Origin of the sequence: Pseudomonas lalucatii (assembly GCF_018398425.1) — a bacterium.
Taxonomy (GTDB): domain Bacteria; phylum Pseudomonadota; class Gammaproteobacteria; order Pseudomonadales; family Pseudomonadaceae; genus Aquipseudomonas; species Aquipseudomonas lalucatii.
On the sequence record NZ_JADPMV010000001.1, the window covers coordinates 561878 to 577468 of the forward strand.

Below are 15591 nucleotides of genomic sequence, written 5' to 3' on the forward strand. Positions count from 1 at the left end.
AACCATGATGAAGCTCAAGCACCTTCCCCACTGCCTCGTGCTGTCCGCCGGCCTGTTGGCCGGCAACCAGGTCAACGCCGGCGACCTGATGTTCTGGCAGGACAACAGCCTGACCTATCTCAACGGCAGCAACTTCCAGCGCCTGAACTTCAATGCCGAAGAGCAGCGTTCGCAGACCACCTACACCTTCGAGCACGCCAGTGGCTGGGTCTGGGGCGACGTGTTCTTCTTCCTCGACTATGTCGATGCGGACAACATCCAGTACCGCGGCAGCAACTTCGGCAACCTCGAAGTCAAGGAAAAGAGCAACTTCTACTACATGGAGTTCAAGCCGCGCATCAGCCTCAGCTGGCTCACCGGCCAGGACCTCTCCGTCGGGCCGTTGCAGGACGTCAAGGCCGCCTTCACCTATGAAAAGGGCAACGGCGGTCCCGGCACCGAGAACTACCTGTACGGCATCGGCCTGGACTGGGACGTTCCCGGCTTCGCCTTCCTCAACACCAACCTGTACCGGGTCAAGATCAACAACCACATCTTCTTCGGCCACGACTTCAAGGCCAGCGACGCCGGCAACGGCTACGCCACCCAACTGACCGTGGCCGGCGCCTACCCCTTCGCCCTGGGCAACCAGGACTTCGTGGTCGACGGCTACATCGACTGGCGCTCGCCCTCCAGGGAGGCCAACACCCAGACCTCGCTCGGCTCCTCGATCCAGGTCAAGTGGGACGCCGGCAAGGCGCTGTTCGGCAAGGAACGCCAGCTCTACGTCGGCACCGAGCTGAACATGTGGCACAACAAGTACGGCATCAAGCCGATCGACGGCTCCACGGACGGCTTCGACCAGACCGCGGTGCAGGCCCTGGTGCAGTACCACTTCTGAACCCGAGTGGCCCGTTGCCGGGTAGGCGGCAGCGGGTTGTGTCCAAAGCGGGGTCGCGCACGGCGTGACCCCGCTTTTTTTGTGGGTTGCGTGGCAGCTGCAGCGACAACCCCACCCAAAGCGCATCGCGAGCCAGACAGAGCGGCAGACGACCCGCGCCCAGACAGCAAACTGACCGTTAAGTCAAGTTTTTGTTCCCATTAACCTGCGATTTTGTGTACATTTCTCAGATTTTCTATGTTCATCGTATTTATTTATGTGTACAACATGCAGACGATCCTCAGGTTGCCGCCTGCCCCACCGCTCCCGACACCAGGCAACCGGCCCTAGGGCGGCGGCAGCGAAACCAGACGGAACGTACCGACAATCCTCCGCAGATGCGCACCCCGAGAGCGCCTAAAAACAAGATTCAGGAGCTGTCCATGTCCTCAGAAGAGTTCCACATCAAGCAGATCGACACCTCGCTGCACAACGCGGACCTGGCGCCCTTGCCGCCCGCGCAGCGCAAGTGGGGCTGGTTCGAGATCTTCAACGTCTGGTCAAACGACATCCAGAGCCTGTTCGGCTACACCCTGGCCGCCACGCTGTTCATCTCCTACGGGCTGAACGGCTGGGCGGTACTGGCGGGCATCGTCCTGGCCGGCTTCATCGTCATGGGCCTGGTGCAGCTGACCGGCAAGCCCAGCGTCAAGTACGGCATCCCCTTCCCGGTCATGGCCCGCGCCAGCATGGGCGTACGCGGCGCCAACTTCCCCGCCCTGGTGCGCGGCATCGTGGCGATCTTCTGGTACGGCGTGCAGACCTACTTCGCCTCCACCGCCGTGGCGCTGCTGATCAACTCGCTGATGGGCAATGCCAGCGGCACTGGCGCCACCTTCCTGGGCATGACCGCCGTCGGCTGGCTGTCCTATGTCATCGTCTGCGCCTTCCAGGTCGCCCTGTTCATTCGCGGCATCGACTGGATCACCAAGTTCCTCAACTGGGCCGGGCCGCTGGTCTACCTGGTGATGATCGCGCTGATGCTGATGATCTGGTACAAGGCCGGCCCCAGCCTGCTCAGCGAGCTGGGCAGCATCTTCCGCGGCACGGGCGAATACGCCGCCGGCCCGGTGGCGGCCTTTATCGCGGTGGTCGGCACCATGGTCGCCTACTTCGCCGCGGTGGTGATCAACTACGGCGATTTCGCGCGCTTCGTGAAAAGCGAGAGGCAGATGACCGCCGGCAACTTCCTCGGCCTGCCGGTCAGCCTGGCATTCTTCTCGGTGATCGCCCTGGTCATCACGGCCGGCACCGTGGTGGTGTTCGGCGAGACCCTGACCAATCCCACCGATATCGTCGCCCGGGTCGACAACCTGACCCTGACCGTGATCGCCGCCCTGACCTTCTTCGCCGCCACGGTCGGCATCAACCTGGTGGCCAACTTCATTCCGCCGGCCTACGACATCGCCAACCTGGCACCGGCCCATATCAGTGCCCGCACCGGCGGCTTCATCACCGCGGCCATCGCCTTCTTCATCGGCGCGCTGTGGGTCTCGTTCATCAGCAACGTCGGCATCGCCGCCTTCGTCGACACCCTGGGGGCGGTGCTCGCGCCGCTCTACGGCATCATCGTCGCGGACTATTACCTGGTGCGCAGACAACAGCTGGACCTGCAGCAGCTGTTCTCCGCCGAGCCGGGCACTCGCTACCACTACGATGGCGGCTGGAACCGCAAGGCGATGATTGCCTTCGGCGTCGCCTCGCTGTTCTCCGTCGCCTCGGTATGGAGCCCGGCGCTGAGCAGCCTGTCCGGCTACTCCTGGCTCTTCGGCGCGCTGCTCGGCGCGGTCTTCCACTACCTGCTGATGCGCAAGCATTGCGCGGCCAAGGGCCACACCGCGCCCGTGCGCTCGCACAGCTAACCGCAGCCGCCACTTCGCCCCCGCCGCGCCCTTCCCAGCGGCGCGGCCGGGCACCCTCGCCCGGTATCCGCCACCGGCGGCCGCGGCGCCGCTCGCACCGTCATCGCCTGCCCGGGGCAGTCATCAGGTTGAGGCTTTAGCTGCCCCAAGCATCCGCTCGCCCCGCACAGCCGCCCGCCCTGCTCCCCTCGACCGGTCCCTGCTGCTCCGCGCAGAACGCCACTGCGCACGCCGATTGGCGTCAGCACCCGACCGCCCCTCCCTATCTAGCAAACCGATGACGACACCACGACTTCGGTTTGAACTCGACCAGGAGCTCAGTTTTTCTGCGTGCAAGCCCTTGATAAATAATGGAACCAATTACTGCGCCTGTATAAACCTGACTTAAAGGTCAAACTATTAACACAATCTTCATATGTTTTTGTACACATTATTCAAATAAATTGTTTAACCGCGTTCGACCAAGTTGTATAGTCGGCACATTCTGACCGATCGAACAACTTTTCAACGGCGATCAGATAGAGGCGCCGTGAAGCCTCGTGCAAGCCCATGACCGTATAAAAACAACTGGCAGGCTCTGACATGACCACGACTAGTACGCCCCAAGCCGCAGCTCCGTCTGCCGGCAGCAACGACCTGATCTATCAGCTAGAAGACCGTCCGGCCTTCGCTCCGGCCCTATTCGCTGCCCTGCAACACGTGTTGGCGAGTTTCGTCGGTATCATCACCCCCACCCTGATCGTCGGAAACGTACTCGGCCTCGGCGCCTACGTACCCTACCTGGTGAGCATGGCGTTGTTCGTGTCCGGCCTCGGCACCTTCGTTCAGGCCCGCCGCATCGGTCCGATAGGCTCCGGCCTGCTGTGCCTGCAGGGCACCAGCTTCGCGTTCCTGAGCGCGATCCTCAGCGCCGGGATGATCGTCAAGGCGCGGGGCGGAAGCCCTGAGGAGATTCTCTCGACCCTGTTCGGCGTGTGCTTCTGCGCGGCCTTCGTCGAGATCGCCTTCAGCCAGGTGATGACCAGGCTGCGTAAAATCGTCACCCCGGTAGTGACCGGCACTATCATCTGCCTGATCGGCTTGTCGCTGATCAAGGTGGCGATGACCGATATTGCAGGCGGCTTCGGCGCACCGGACGCAGGTGCCCTGCACCACCTGGGGCTGGCAGCACTGGTACTGACAACCATCATTGTGCTCAACCGCTTCAAGTCGCAGATGGTGCGGCTTTCGGCGGTGATCGTCGGCCTGGCCTTGGGCTTCCTGGTGGCCTGGTACAGCGGCCGGGTGGATTTCGCCAACATGGCCGAAGTGCCGCTAGTCAGCGTGCCTGTGCCCTTCAAGTTCGGTTTCAGTTTCGACTGGCTGGCCTTCGTGCCGATCGCGGTTATCTTCCTGATCACCCCGCTGGAGACCGCCGGCGACCTCACTGCCAACTCGATCATCTCCAAACAGCCGGTACAGGGTCCGCTGTACCTGCGCCGGATCAAGTCCGGGGTGCTGGCCGATGGTTGCAATTCGGCAATCGCCGCGATGTTCAACAGCCTGCCGATGACCACCTTCAGCCAGAACAACGGCGTGATCCAACTCACCGGCGTCGCCAGTCGCCATGTCGGCTATTACATCGCAGGGATCTTCATTCTCCTCGGCTTGTTCCCGACCCTCGGCGCTGTGCTGCAGTTGATGCCCAAGCCGGTACTCGGTGGCGCCACCCTGATCATGTTCGGCACAGTCGCCGTGGCCGGCATCCGGATTCTTTCCGAGGCCGGTCTGCATCGTCGCAACGTGCTGATCGTGGCCATCTCCCTCGGTCTCGGTCTGGGCGTAGCAGCCGTGCCTGGCGTCCTGTCGCAGATGCCGGAGTTCCTGAAGAACATCTTCGGCTCACCGATCACCATCGGTGCCCTGAGCGCCATCCTGCTCAACATATTCCTGCCCGAAGAAGACCTAGAGCAGCACGAGGACAACTACGACCCCGAGGCGCACCTGCACACCGTGCTACAGAACCCGCAGGGCAAGGACGATGACGCACTGGACCTGCGACTCGAAGACTCCGCCCGCACCAGCTGAGGCTGCCGACACCGACAATCCCCCCTGCGGTTCGCCGCAGGCCCGAGCAACCTCGTAAGTCCTAGTAATAAGGAACACTCGATGAACCTGAAGCATCTGCCGCGCTGCATCGCCCTTTCAGTCGCGCTGTTCGGCGGTCAGCACGCCCTCGCCAATGACCTGATGAAATGGCAAAACAACAGCTTGTCCTACCTCTACGGCGAGAACTTCAACAGAGGTCAATTCAACACCGAGCAAGACAAGACGCAAACAACCTTCACCGCGGAGCACGCCAGTGGCTGGGTCTGGGGCGACATATTTGGCTTTGCTGACTACGTTCTGGCGGACAATAAACAGTCACGCCGCGGCGACTTTGGTAATGACAAGGAACACTTCTACTACTTCGAACTGTCACCGCGCGTCAGCCTCAGCTGGCTGACCGGGCAGAACCTTTCCAGCGGCCCGCTTAAGGATGTCTTTGCAGCCTTTACTTACGAAAAAGGCGATGGCGGCGCGGGTGTCGAGAACTACCTGTACGGCATCGGGTCGGCCTGGAACGTCCCCGGCTTCGCCTACTTCAATGCCAACCTGTATCGGGTCAAGGTTAACAACAACGCCTACTTCGACCGCGCCCACGGCAACAACAATGCCCACACCTATCAACTGACCATCTCCGGCGCTTACCCCTTGGCCATCGGCAATCAGGACTTCGTGGTCGACGGCTTTGTCGACTGGCGCGCGGGCACTTCGACGGCCAATACCCGCACCTCGGTCGGCTCCTCGATACAGGTCAAATGGGATGCTGGTAAAGCAATGTTCGGAGAGGGGCGCAAGCTCTACGTCGGCACCGAAGTGAATATGTGGCGCAACCGCTACGGTGCCAAGCCGATCGACGGCTCAGGCCACGGCTTCGATCAGGCCGCCGTCCAGGCACTGGTGAAGTACCACTTCTAAAACACTCCGCGCCGCCCTCGGATAGACGATAGCAATAAGGGAGAAGGAAAGACTCCGCCCCTTCTCCCCGCTATGCAGCACAGAACTTAACTAGCGCTAATACAGTCGGCCGAATACCTCTCGTATACAAAAACAAAGCGAGCCCCTCATGACGATATCCACAGCAAAAATATCTTCGGAAAAGAATCCTGAAGACGAGAATCTCGGCATAGGCGCGAATATCGTCTATGGCCTGCAACATGTCCTGACCATGTACGGCGGCATCATCGCGGTGCCCCTGATCGTCGGCCAGGCGGCCGGGTTGTCCCCCTCCGATATTGGTCTGCTGATCGCTGCCTCGCTATTCGTTGGCGGGCTGGCGACGCTGCTACAGACCCTCGGCCTGCCATTCTTCGGCTGTCGGTTGCCACTCGTGCAGGGGGTATCCTTCGCCAGCGTCTCGACCATCGTGGCCATCGTCACCACCAACGGCGGCAGCGGGGGTATGCCCGTGGTTTTCGGCGCAGTCATCAGCGCATCACTGATCGGTTTTCTGATCACGCCGATCTTCTCCAAGATCATCAGATTCTTTCCGCCCCTGGTCACCGGCATCGTCATCACCACCATCGGCTTGACCTTAATGCCCGTCGCGGCCAAGTGGGCAATGGGCGGCAACAGCCGTGCCGAAAACTTCGGCAGCATGGACAATATCGGCCTAGCGGCCTTTACCTTGGCCATTGTCCTGTTGCTGAGCAAGATCGGCAGCGCCACCATTTCCCGGCTTTCCATCCTGCTGGCAATAGTCATCGGTACGCTCATTGCCTACAGCCTCGGCATGGTCGATTTTTCCAAGGTCGGCACCGGTCCGTTGCTCGCCTTCCCAACCCCCTTCCACTTTGGCCTACCGACCTTCGAAGTCGCTGCGATCATCTCGATGCTGATCGTGGTCATGGTCATTCTGGTAGAAACCTCTGCCGATATCCTCGCCGTCGGCGATATCATCGGCACCAAGATCGACTCCCGCCGCCTGGGCAATGGCCTGCGGGCGGACATGATCTCCAGCATACTCGCGCCTCTGTTCGGCTCCTTCACCCAAAGTGCCTTCGCCCAGAATGTCGGCCTGGTCGCTGTCACCGGGGTCAAGAGCCGCTACGTGGTGGCGACCGGAGGACTGATCCTGGTTACCCTGGGACTGCTGCCAGTGGTGGGACGGATCATCGCTGCCGTACCCACCTCTGTACTGGGCGGGGCTGGCATCGTGCTGTTCGGCACCGTGGCGGCCAGTGGCATCCGCACCCTGGCCAAGGTCGACTACCGCAACAATATGAACCTGATCATCGTGGCCACCTCCATCGGCTTCGGCATGCTGCCGATTGCCGCCCCCAGCTTTTATCACCACTTCCCGAACTGGTTCGCCACCATCTTCCATTCCGGTATCAGCTCGGCGGCAATTATGGCGATCCTGCTGAATCTGCTGTTCAACGAGTTCACGCGAGGAAATTCGGATCAGCAGTCGGTGTTCGTCGCCGGCACCGAACGAACTTTGCGTCATCGCGATATCGCCGCCCTCAACGATGGCGACCACTTTGTCGATGGCAAGCTCTATGACGCACAAGGCAGGGAGATCCCAGTAGTCACCGAGCAGACCACGGCGACAGCACGCTCCGAAGCGCCAGCTTCGGTACAGAGAGCGTCATAACCACTGCCGGCTTTCGATCGCGTGCCGACGTATGGGCCCTTGAGAGCCACAGTCAGCCCATCTCTCGATGGGCCAGCAGCGCGCGGTAGACGGCGTGATCAGTCCCGGTAGCCGGTAACGAACCGGACCAGCGCCGGGTAGGCGGAAGTGGACAAGTAGGGGGATGCGGATGCATGCCCCCTCTTTATCGTGCGAGCCGCACGTTGGTCCTTGGTCTTGACCGCTATGCCAAGCAGTCCGTCCGACCACTCCTGGTTCTTCGGCATGCTGCTCGGCGCGGTCTTCCACGACCTGCTGATGCGCAAGCATTGCGCGGCCAAGGGCCACAGGGCGCCCGTGCGCTCGCACGGCTAGCCGCAATCACTTCGTCGACCCCGTCTCCGCCACGCCGTACCCAAGGACGTGGTGGGGTATCCTGCACTCGAATTTGTATACACCTCACGCCGCCTTCGCCTACCCGCCGCTTGACCGAGCCCGCGGCCTATCCTCCACCCGGCCACCTCCGCAGGCGGCCGCTCGCTGCTGGGTGGCACCGCCACCCTTCCTTCGCCACCCCGCAGGAGCGCGGCGAAGGCTCATCCTGGCGCCATGCGCAGCTATTCGGCGAGCTGACAGAGACGCTCAAGTCATTGATATCTCTAGATTAATTGATCACAAAAGCATACGAACCTGACCTAAAAGTCAACTTCCTAGCACACTTTCTCGCATATTTGTACCCATATTCATCATTTTTTCGTTTCCATACGATAAATAATTGTGTACAACTTTATGCACAACCACTCAGCAAGAAGAGGAAGCCATGAAGATTCGCGTCATCAACCCCAACACCACCGCCGGCATGACCGAGAAGATCGGCGAGGCCGCCGCGCGCGTGGCGGCACCTGGAAGCCTGATAGTCGCGAGCAATCCGCGCAGCGGCCCGGTGTCCATCGAAAGCCACTTCGACGAAGCGATCAGCGCCGTCGGTGTCATCGAAGAGGTCCGCGCCGGCGAGCTCGAGCACACCGACGCCTACATCCTCGCCTGCTTCGGTGATCCCGGCCTGCTGGCCGCCCGCGAGATCACCCGCGCCCCGGTAATCGGTATCGCCGAGGCGGCCTTCCACCTGGCCACGCTGATCAGCACGCGCTTTTCCATCGTCACCACCCTGGGCCGCACCGGGATCATTGCCGAGCACCTGCTGCAGAGCTACGGCTTCGCCCACCATTGCCGGCGGGTACGCGCCGCGGAGATTCCGGTGCTCGACCTCGAGGACAACGGTGCTCTGGCCCTGGACCGGATCATCGACGAATGCCTGCGGGCGAAGGCCGAGGACAACATCGGCGCCATCGTCCTGGGCTGCGGCGGCATGGCCGACCTGACCGCGCAGATCAGCGAAGCGGTCGGCCTGCCGATCGTCGAAGGGGTCACCGCGGCGGTGAAGCTGGCCGAGTCGCTGGTCGCCCTGGGCCTGGGCACCAGTAAGCACGGCGACCTCGACTTCCCACGACCCAAGGCCTTCAGCGGACGCTTCGAGTTCCTTTCCCACGGCCAGTAGGGGCCGACCAAGCGCCGGCCAGTGACGGCCAGGCGTGCTGCGACGATGGAATCGGGTAACGACACAACAATAACAGCGGGAACCCCAGCCGTTCCCTGTACCGAGGTTCATTCCATGCACAATGAAACTGTCGCCTCTCCGGCCCTGGACTATACCCAGCCAGCAGCCAGCAAACCCGCCGGTGACGAGTCACTGGCGCCGCAAGAAAAACGCATCATGGGCAGGGTGTCCTACCTGCTGGCCTGGTTCGGCGGCTGCGTGTCGATCGGCACCTTCGCCATGGGCTCGAGCATCGTCGGCACCCTCAACCTGTTGCAAACGGCCCTGGCCATCGGCATCGGCTGCTTCGTCATCGGCATCGCCCTGGCGCTCAACGGCGCTGCCGGCTACAAGTACGGCATTCCCTTCATGGTGCAGGCGCGCGCCGCCTTCGGCTTCGCCGGCACCCGCTTCCCCGGACTGGTCCGGGCGGTGCCGGCGATCGTCTGGTACGGCTTCCAGAGCTGGGTCGGGGCGGCGGCGATCAACGCCGTGTCGGCGACGCTGCTGGGCTTCGACAACATGGTGTTCTACTTCGTGGTGTTCCAGCTGCTGCAGATCGGCCTGTCGATGTTCGGCTTCCAGGGCATCAAATGGCTGGAGAACGTCGGCAGCGCCTTCATCCTGGTGTCGCTGGTCTACATGTTCTACAGCGTGATCAACCGCTACGGCGACGAGATCATGACCAATCTGGTCAACGTCGAAGGCACCTGGGGCCTGCCGTTCTGGGGCGCTACCATGCTGTTCCTCGGCATCTACAGCACCATGATGCTCAACGTCAGCGACTATTCCCGTGAGCTCAAGAAGGGCAGCGGCCCGGGCCTGCTGACCACCCTCTATGCCATGTCGATCCTGCCCTGCACCCTGTTCATGGGCCTGATCGGCCTGATGGTATCCGGCGCGACCGGCGTCAACGACCCGATCCAGGTGTTCTCCAGCGCCGTCGACAACACGCCCCTGCTGGTGACCACCCTGTTGTTCATCGCCTTCGCCCAGGTGACCACCAACGTGCTGAACAACGTGGTGCCGCCGACCTACATCCTGATGGACGTGTTCAAGCTGCCGTTCCGCACCTCGACCATCATCGTCGGCCTGCTGGCCTTCGGCACCTTCCCCTGGGAGCTGGTCAAGGAAGAGTCCTCCGCCGGCCTGCAGATGTTCGTACAGACCTACTCGGCGTTCCTCGGCCCGATCTTCGCCGTGATGGTGGTTGACTACTTCATCATCCGCCGGCGCCAGCTGGATGTCGGCAAGCTCTACGACGTGCACGGCCCCTACCGGGGCGTGAACTACGCCGCCATCATCGCCTCGCTGATCGGTGCCGTTGCGGCCCTGAGCCTGTCCTCGGTGTCCTGGTACGCCAGCCTGATCCCGGCCGGCCTCAGCTACTACCTGCTGATGCGCCACTGGTCGGCCTGCCAGCGCTTCCGCAACTAGGGCGGGCATCCCGCCGCTGCCGCATGGGCGATGCAAGTCCTCATGCGGCAGCTTGCGCACATATGGATTCACTCCGCGCCCGCCTTGGCCTTCTGTCGCTCCAGAAACTCCACCTTCCATTGCTCCATGCCCATGTATTCCGAGTCCAGATTGGCCTCCACCCGGTACCTGGCCCTCAGCGCCGCCACCGTGTCCTGCTGCTCGATCAGGAATCGATCGAAGCGCTGCAGCAGAGCGGGATGCCTGAGCGTGGAGAGGTGAAAGGTGCCGCGGGTATGCGGCAGTTTCGGGTCGAACACCAGGGCGCCGGGGCGGGCGCGGATGTTGTCGAGGTAATGGGTGGCCACCACCACGTTGAAGTAGACACCGTCGGTGTCCTTCTTCAACGCCTGGTGGATCATCTTGCGCAGGTCATCGCTGTAGGCCAGTTCGATCTGCTTGGCGTCGATCCGCTCCTGATAGCCCCAGGGCGTCCAGCCATCGACCAGGGCCAGGCGCTTGAGCCGCTCGAGGGGCTGCCCCTGGCGCCGCGGCGCGACCAGCACGCCATCCACATAGCCGACCACCGGCTGGCTGTAGGCCAGGCCGTTGCCGGTCTTCTGCGCCTGGGCCCAGTTGGCGTTGTCCGGGTACTTGAGGTCCACCTCGCCCGCCAGCAGGGCCGGCAGCAGGCGCGTCACCGGCAGCGGCCGGTAGCTCAGCGCTACACCGCTGTGGGCGGCGAAGGCGTCCAGCAACTCGCGGGCGAAGCCCTGGTACTGACCCTGCTTGTCGATGCTGTAGTGCGGCGCGAAGGCCAGGTCTTCCACACCGACCACGTAGCTCTCGGCGCGGACACCGGTGGCGAGCAGAACGGCGAACAAACTGCAGACGCGAATGGGCTTCACAGCAACCCTCCTGGTTTTTCTTGGAATCGGGGTGGCGCAACGGCGATGGCGAACGGCTACGGGCCGCCCGTGCTGCTGAAGCGGCGAGTCAGCCGCCGGTCATGCTCATGAAGCGCAGCACCTGGACCTGCGCGTCGGCCTCGAAGTGGTGGCGCTCGGGTTTGAGCCGCAAGGCCTCCAGCAGCGCATCGCGCAGACGCTCACGGTCGCCCGGGTGGCGGCGTATCAGCGCCTTGAGGTCCAGTGCGTTCTCATGTCCGAGGCAGAGCACCAGCTTGCCCTCGGCGGTGACCCGCACGCGGTTGCAATCGGCGCAGAAATTGTGGCTGTGCGGCGAGATGAAACCCACCCGGGTCTCACTGCCGGGCACCTGCCAGTAACGCGAGGGGCCGCCGGTGCGCTGGTGGCTGCGCACCAGCGCATGGCGCTGTTCGATCCGCCGGCGAACCTCGTCGCTGGAGCAAAAGGTCTGCTGGCGCTGGTGGCTGGAGATCTCTCCCAGGGGCATCTCCTCGATAAAGCTGATATCCAGGTCGCGGGCCATGGCGTACTCGAGCAGGTCCAGCACCTCGTCGTCGTTGCGCCCCTTCTGCACCACGCTGTTGAGCTTGATCCGGCGAAATCCGGCCGCCCGCGCCGCTTCGATTCCCGCCAGCACCTGCTCGAGTCGATCGCGCCGGGTGAAGGCGGCGAAACGGTCGCGGCGCAGGGAGTCCAGGCTGACATTCAGGCGCTGGACGCCTGCGGCGCGCAGCCGCGGCGCCAGTTCGCGCAACTGCGAGCCGTTGGTGGTAATGGCCAGGTCTTCCAGCTCCGCCCGCTGGCCCAGACGCGTCAGCAGGCTCAGCAGGTTCTTGCGCACCAGGGGCTCGCCGCCGGTGATGCGGATGCGCTTGACGCCGAGGCCGATGAAGGCATCGGCCACGGCATAGAGTTCTTCCAGGCTGAGGATCTGTGCGCGGGGCGCGAAGACCATGTCCTCGCTCATGCAGTAGGTGCAGCGAAAATCGCAGCGATCGGTGACCGATAGCCGCAGGTAGGTGATGCGCCGACCGAAGGGGTCGACCAGCTGGGAGTTGTGCACAGCGGGTCTCCTGGTGCTCAGGGAGCCGATACGTTTTTTGTTATGGACTGCATGGAGGCAGATGGAAACAGAAAAAGCACGGCTTGTATACAGTATTTTGACCGCAGGGTCAGGTAAACTGCCGGCAGGCCCGCCAGCCGCCGCCTTGAGCCCTGCGCGAGGCCGGTGCTACCATGCCGCTCCGCCGTCCGCAGCCGGGCGACACAAGGATATCGAAAGGGCCTATGACCAGCATTCGCGAGCGCAACAAAGAGCTGATACTGCGTGCGGCCAGTGAAGTGTTCGCCGACAAGGGCTTCGCGGCGAGCAAGACCAGCGACATCGCCGCCAAGGCCGGCCTGCCCAAGCCCAACGTCTATTACTACTTCAAGTCGAAAGAGAACCTCTACCGCGAGGTGCTGGAAAGCATCATCGAACCCCTGCTGGCCGCCTCGGCGCCCTTCAACCAGCCGGGGCGCCCGGGCGAGGTGCTCAAGGCCTACATTCGCTCGAAGATCCGCATCTCCCGCGAACTGCCCTTCGCCTCCAAGGTATTCGCCAGCGAGATCATGCACGGCGCGCCCCACCTGTCCGCCGAGCAGGCCGACGAACTCAACGTCCAGGCCAAGCACAATATCGCCTGCATCCAGGGCTGGATCGACCGGGGCCTGATGGCCGAGGTCGACCCGCACCACCTGATGTTCAGCATCTGGGCCGCAACCCAGACCTATGCCGATTTCGACTGGCAGATCTCCACGGTCACCGGCAAGGCCTGCCTCAGCGACGAGGACTACGAGGCCGCCGCGCAGACCATCATCCGCCTGGTCATCAGGGGCTGCGAGGTCGAGGAGAATGCGCCGGCCGCCTCCGAGCAGGTGCATCGCGCGTAAGGCAGGCCAACCGGGTCACACCCGCCCTCGCCCCTCGAGCGCCCCGACACAACCCGCACGCATGGCCAGCCTCTGCGGAGGTGCCCGTGCGCGCCGCGGGCGACCGCACCCCGGCCGTCGCCGCGGTGCCGGCCTCGCGCCCACCCGCTCGCCGTTAGGCGACGCTACCGCCGTCGGCGAGCAGCCCCACCGACTCCACCGCAGCGATAGCGCAGCGCTCGTCGATGTCCGAGGTGTCGCCGGTGATGCCGATGGCGCCGAGCACCACTCCCTGCTGATCGCGGATCAACACGCCACCCGGCGCCGGCACCAGATTGCCGCCTGCCAGGTTGTTCACCGCGCCGATAAACGCCGGGCGCTGCTGCGCGTCGGCGGCGATCAGTCGCGACCCCTTGCCTAGCGCCAGCGCGCCCCAGGCCTTGGCGATGGCGATCTGCGGACGCAGCAGGCTGGCGCCGTCCTCGCGTTGCAGACTGATCAGGTGACCGCCGGCATCCAGCACCGCGACAGTCAATGGTGCTGCGGAGATTTCCCGGCCTACCGCCAGGGCGCGGTTGCTGATGGTGGTCGCGGTGTGCAGGTTCAATACACTCATGTCTGGAGCCCCTCTTCAGAAAAAGTCAGAAAGCAAGGCTTGTAACCGCAGCACCATCGCCAAACGCTGGTGAACTGCGCAAGCTCAACGACGCAAAGTACACACAAAACAATACATTTAAAACATCTTTTGTATACATATACACAGTCAATCCTACCATCGGTACTCCCCCGAAGACTTGTAGACCGCCTGCAGCTAACCGATAAAAAATCGCTCCTTGGTCGGCAGATAATGCGGCAGCCGACTGACTGCCTGAATGCTGCGCTAAGAACAGTGCGATGCCCAGCGTCAGGCCGCAGGCCCGATGTCGCAGCAATTCTAGAGCGTGATAAGGGAGGGCGGACTGCTCAACGCAGCGCCGGCGACTAGTCGTGAGGATGTGGCCGAGTAACGAGGTTCAGCCGTTGATCGGCTCGGCTGGCGGCAGACGGCTATTGGTGGAAATGCGGCAATAACTGGCCGGACTGAAACGCCACGTCACCGCTAACATCACCGACATACACACCAGCATCAGTAGCCAGGTGGCCTGAAAGCCACCGGTCTGTTCGCGCAGCCAACCGCTGAGCGACGGAGCCAGGGCGTTGATCAGAAAACCAAAGCCCTGCACGAAGGCCGCCAATTGCCCGGCCGCCCGTGGCTCATGCAGGTGATCCAGGCTGAGGATAAGGCTCAGGGCGAAACAGGCGCCCAGGCCGAAGCCGATCAAGGCGACCCACAGTATCGGCGCACTTTGCGGGTACAGCAGCAGGCCGCCGAAGCCGAGCAGTTGCGCGATCAGGCTGACGCTCAGCAAACCACGGCGCTCGCGCATGCGCTGGGCCAGCGCTGGCATCGTCAGGGCGGCCAGGACCTGGAACACGGTCATCAGCGCCAGCAGCGAGCCACTGTCCGGGCTGCTCCAGCCCAGTTGCTGGTAATAGGCCGGCAACCAGGCCACCACCGTCATGTAACCGCAATTGCTGAAACCGAAGTACAGCGCCAGCAGCCAAGCGCGGCGGTTACCCATGAAGGCCTGCACGCTCTGCCCGGCAGCCAAGGGCTGCGCAGCGCGCCAGGGCATTTTCAGCCACAGCAACAAGGCCAGCAACGCCGGCAGCATCCATACCAGCAGCCCTGCTTGCCAATGCCCGAAGTGGCTGGCCAGACGTGGACTGAACTGGGCCGCCAGACCGCCGCCGCCCATCAATGCCGCCGAGTAGATGCCCATGGCCAGGGCGACCCGGCCCACGAACAGACGCTTGACCAGCCCCGGCACCAGCACCTGGATCAAGGCCACACCAATGCCTGCGAACAACGCCGAACCCAGCAACAGTCTGCCATCGACGGTAAAGCCGCGCACGGTGCAGGCCAGCAGGATGCACAGCAAGCCCAAGGCAATGCCCCGGCCCTCGCCCAGCCGCGCCTCGACGCCAGCACTCAGCAGGGCCACCAACCCCATGCACACAACCGGCAAGGTGGTCAGCAAGGCCGCCTCCTGGAAACCCAACTGGGAACTTTCGCGAATCTCGTTGAGCAAGGGGCTGATCGACGTCAGGATCGGCCGCAGGTTCAACCCCAGAACGATCAGCATCAGCGCCCAACCGAGACCGTGCAGGCGTTGACTAATGCTCATGCGGGGAAGGCCAAGTGCCATAGAGCACTACCGCGCCGGCGCAAAGGCGCGGCCCAGCGGCCAGGTTCGGCT

The 15591-nt window shown here is 63.0% G+C and carries 13 protein-coding genes; 9 read left to right on the forward strand and 4 right to left on the reverse strand.

Annotation, left to right across the window (positions count from 1 at the left end; genetic code table 11):
- Window positions 1-7: 7 nt before the first annotated feature.
- From I0D00_RS02500 to I0D00_RS02530, 8 genes are all read left to right on the forward strand, one after another.
- Window positions 8-880, forward strand: a complete 873-nt coding sequence (locus I0D00_RS02500) for an outer membrane protein OmpK (protein ID WP_213640199.1) — start codon at window positions 8-10, stop codon at window positions 878-880.
- A gap of 422 nt (window positions 881-1302) precedes the next feature.
- Complete coding sequence (locus tag I0D00_RS02505) at window positions 1303-2781, forward strand: NCS1 family nucleobase:cation symporter-1 (protein WP_213638183.1); 1479 nt, start codon at window positions 1303-1305, stop codon at window positions 2779-2781.
- Between the two features lie 582 nt (window positions 2782-3363).
- On the forward strand, window positions 3364-4848 hold the full coding sequence (locus tag I0D00_RS02510; protein ID WP_213638184.1) for a nucleobase:cation symporter-2 family protein: 1485 nt from the start codon (window positions 3364-3366) through the stop codon (window positions 4846-4848).
- A gap of 81 nt (window positions 4849-4929) precedes the next feature.
- The gene (locus tag I0D00_RS02515) at window positions 4930-5781 is read left to right on the forward strand and encodes an outer membrane protein OmpK (protein ID WP_213638185.1); all 852 of its coding nucleotides are present in this window, start codon (window positions 4930-4932) and stop codon (window positions 5779-5781) included.
- A 148-nt stretch (window positions 5782-5929) separates the two neighbouring features.
- Window positions 5930-7459 (forward strand): nucleobase:cation symporter-2 family protein, encoded by a 1530-nt coding sequence (locus I0D00_RS02520; RefSeq protein WP_213638186.1) that lies wholly within the window; start codon window positions 5930-5932, stop codon window positions 7457-7459.
- 225 nt (window positions 7460-7684) lie between these two features.
- On the forward strand, window positions 7685-7813 hold the full coding sequence (locus I0D00_RS21640; RefSeq protein WP_274611210.1) for a hypothetical protein: 129 nt from the start codon (window positions 7685-7687) through the stop codon (window positions 7811-7813).
- Between the two features lie 445 nt (window positions 7814-8258).
- On the forward strand, window positions 8259-8996 hold the full coding sequence (locus tag I0D00_RS02525) for an aspartate/glutamate racemase family protein (protein WP_213638187.1): 738 nt from the start codon (window positions 8259-8261) through the stop codon (window positions 8994-8996).
- A 114-nt stretch (window positions 8997-9110) separates the two neighbouring features.
- Window positions 9111-10472: an NCS1 family transporter gene (locus I0D00_RS02530; RefSeq protein WP_213638188.1), complete on the forward strand. Its 1362-nt coding sequence runs from the start codon at window positions 9111-9113 to the stop codon at window positions 10470-10472.
- Between the two features lie 68 nt (window positions 10473-10540).
- On the opposite strand, the gene I0D00_RS02535 is transcribed toward I0D00_RS02530, so the two are convergent.
- Both I0D00_RS02535 and moaA read right to left on the reverse strand, forming a co-directional pair.
- Window positions 10541-11359 (reverse strand): substrate-binding periplasmic protein, encoded by an 819-nt coding sequence (locus I0D00_RS02535; RefSeq protein WP_213638189.1) that lies wholly within the window; start codon window positions 11357-11359, stop codon window positions 10541-10543.
- 88 nt (window positions 11360-11447) lie between these two features.
- Window positions 11448-12443 (reverse strand): GTP 3',8-cyclase MoaA, encoded by a 996-nt coding sequence (gene moaA, locus I0D00_RS02540; protein ID WP_213638190.1) that lies wholly within the window; start codon window positions 12441-12443, stop codon window positions 11448-11450.
- Between the two features lie 224 nt (window positions 12444-12667).
- Between moaA and I0D00_RS02545 the strand changes: the two genes are divergently transcribed.
- Window positions 12668-13312, forward strand: coding sequence for a TetR/AcrR family transcriptional regulator (locus tag I0D00_RS02545; RefSeq protein WP_213638191.1), 645 nt, complete (start codon window positions 12668-12670; stop codon window positions 13310-13312).
- Between the two features lie 154 nt (window positions 13313-13466).
- Here the strand turns inward: I0D00_RS02545 and I0D00_RS02550 are convergent, their stop codons facing one another.
- The gene (locus tag I0D00_RS02550; RefSeq protein WP_213638192.1) at window positions 13467-13907 is read right to left on the reverse strand and encodes a GlcG/HbpS family heme-binding protein; all 441 of its coding nucleotides are present in this window, start codon (window positions 13905-13907) and stop codon (window positions 13467-13469) included.
- Window positions 13908-14304: 397 nt separating this feature from the next.
- Complete coding sequence (locus I0D00_RS02555; protein ID WP_213638193.1) at window positions 14305-15519, reverse strand: CynX/NimT family MFS transporter; 1215 nt, start codon at window positions 15517-15519, stop codon at window positions 14305-14307.
- Between the last annotated feature and the right edge of the window lie 72 nt (window positions 15520-15591).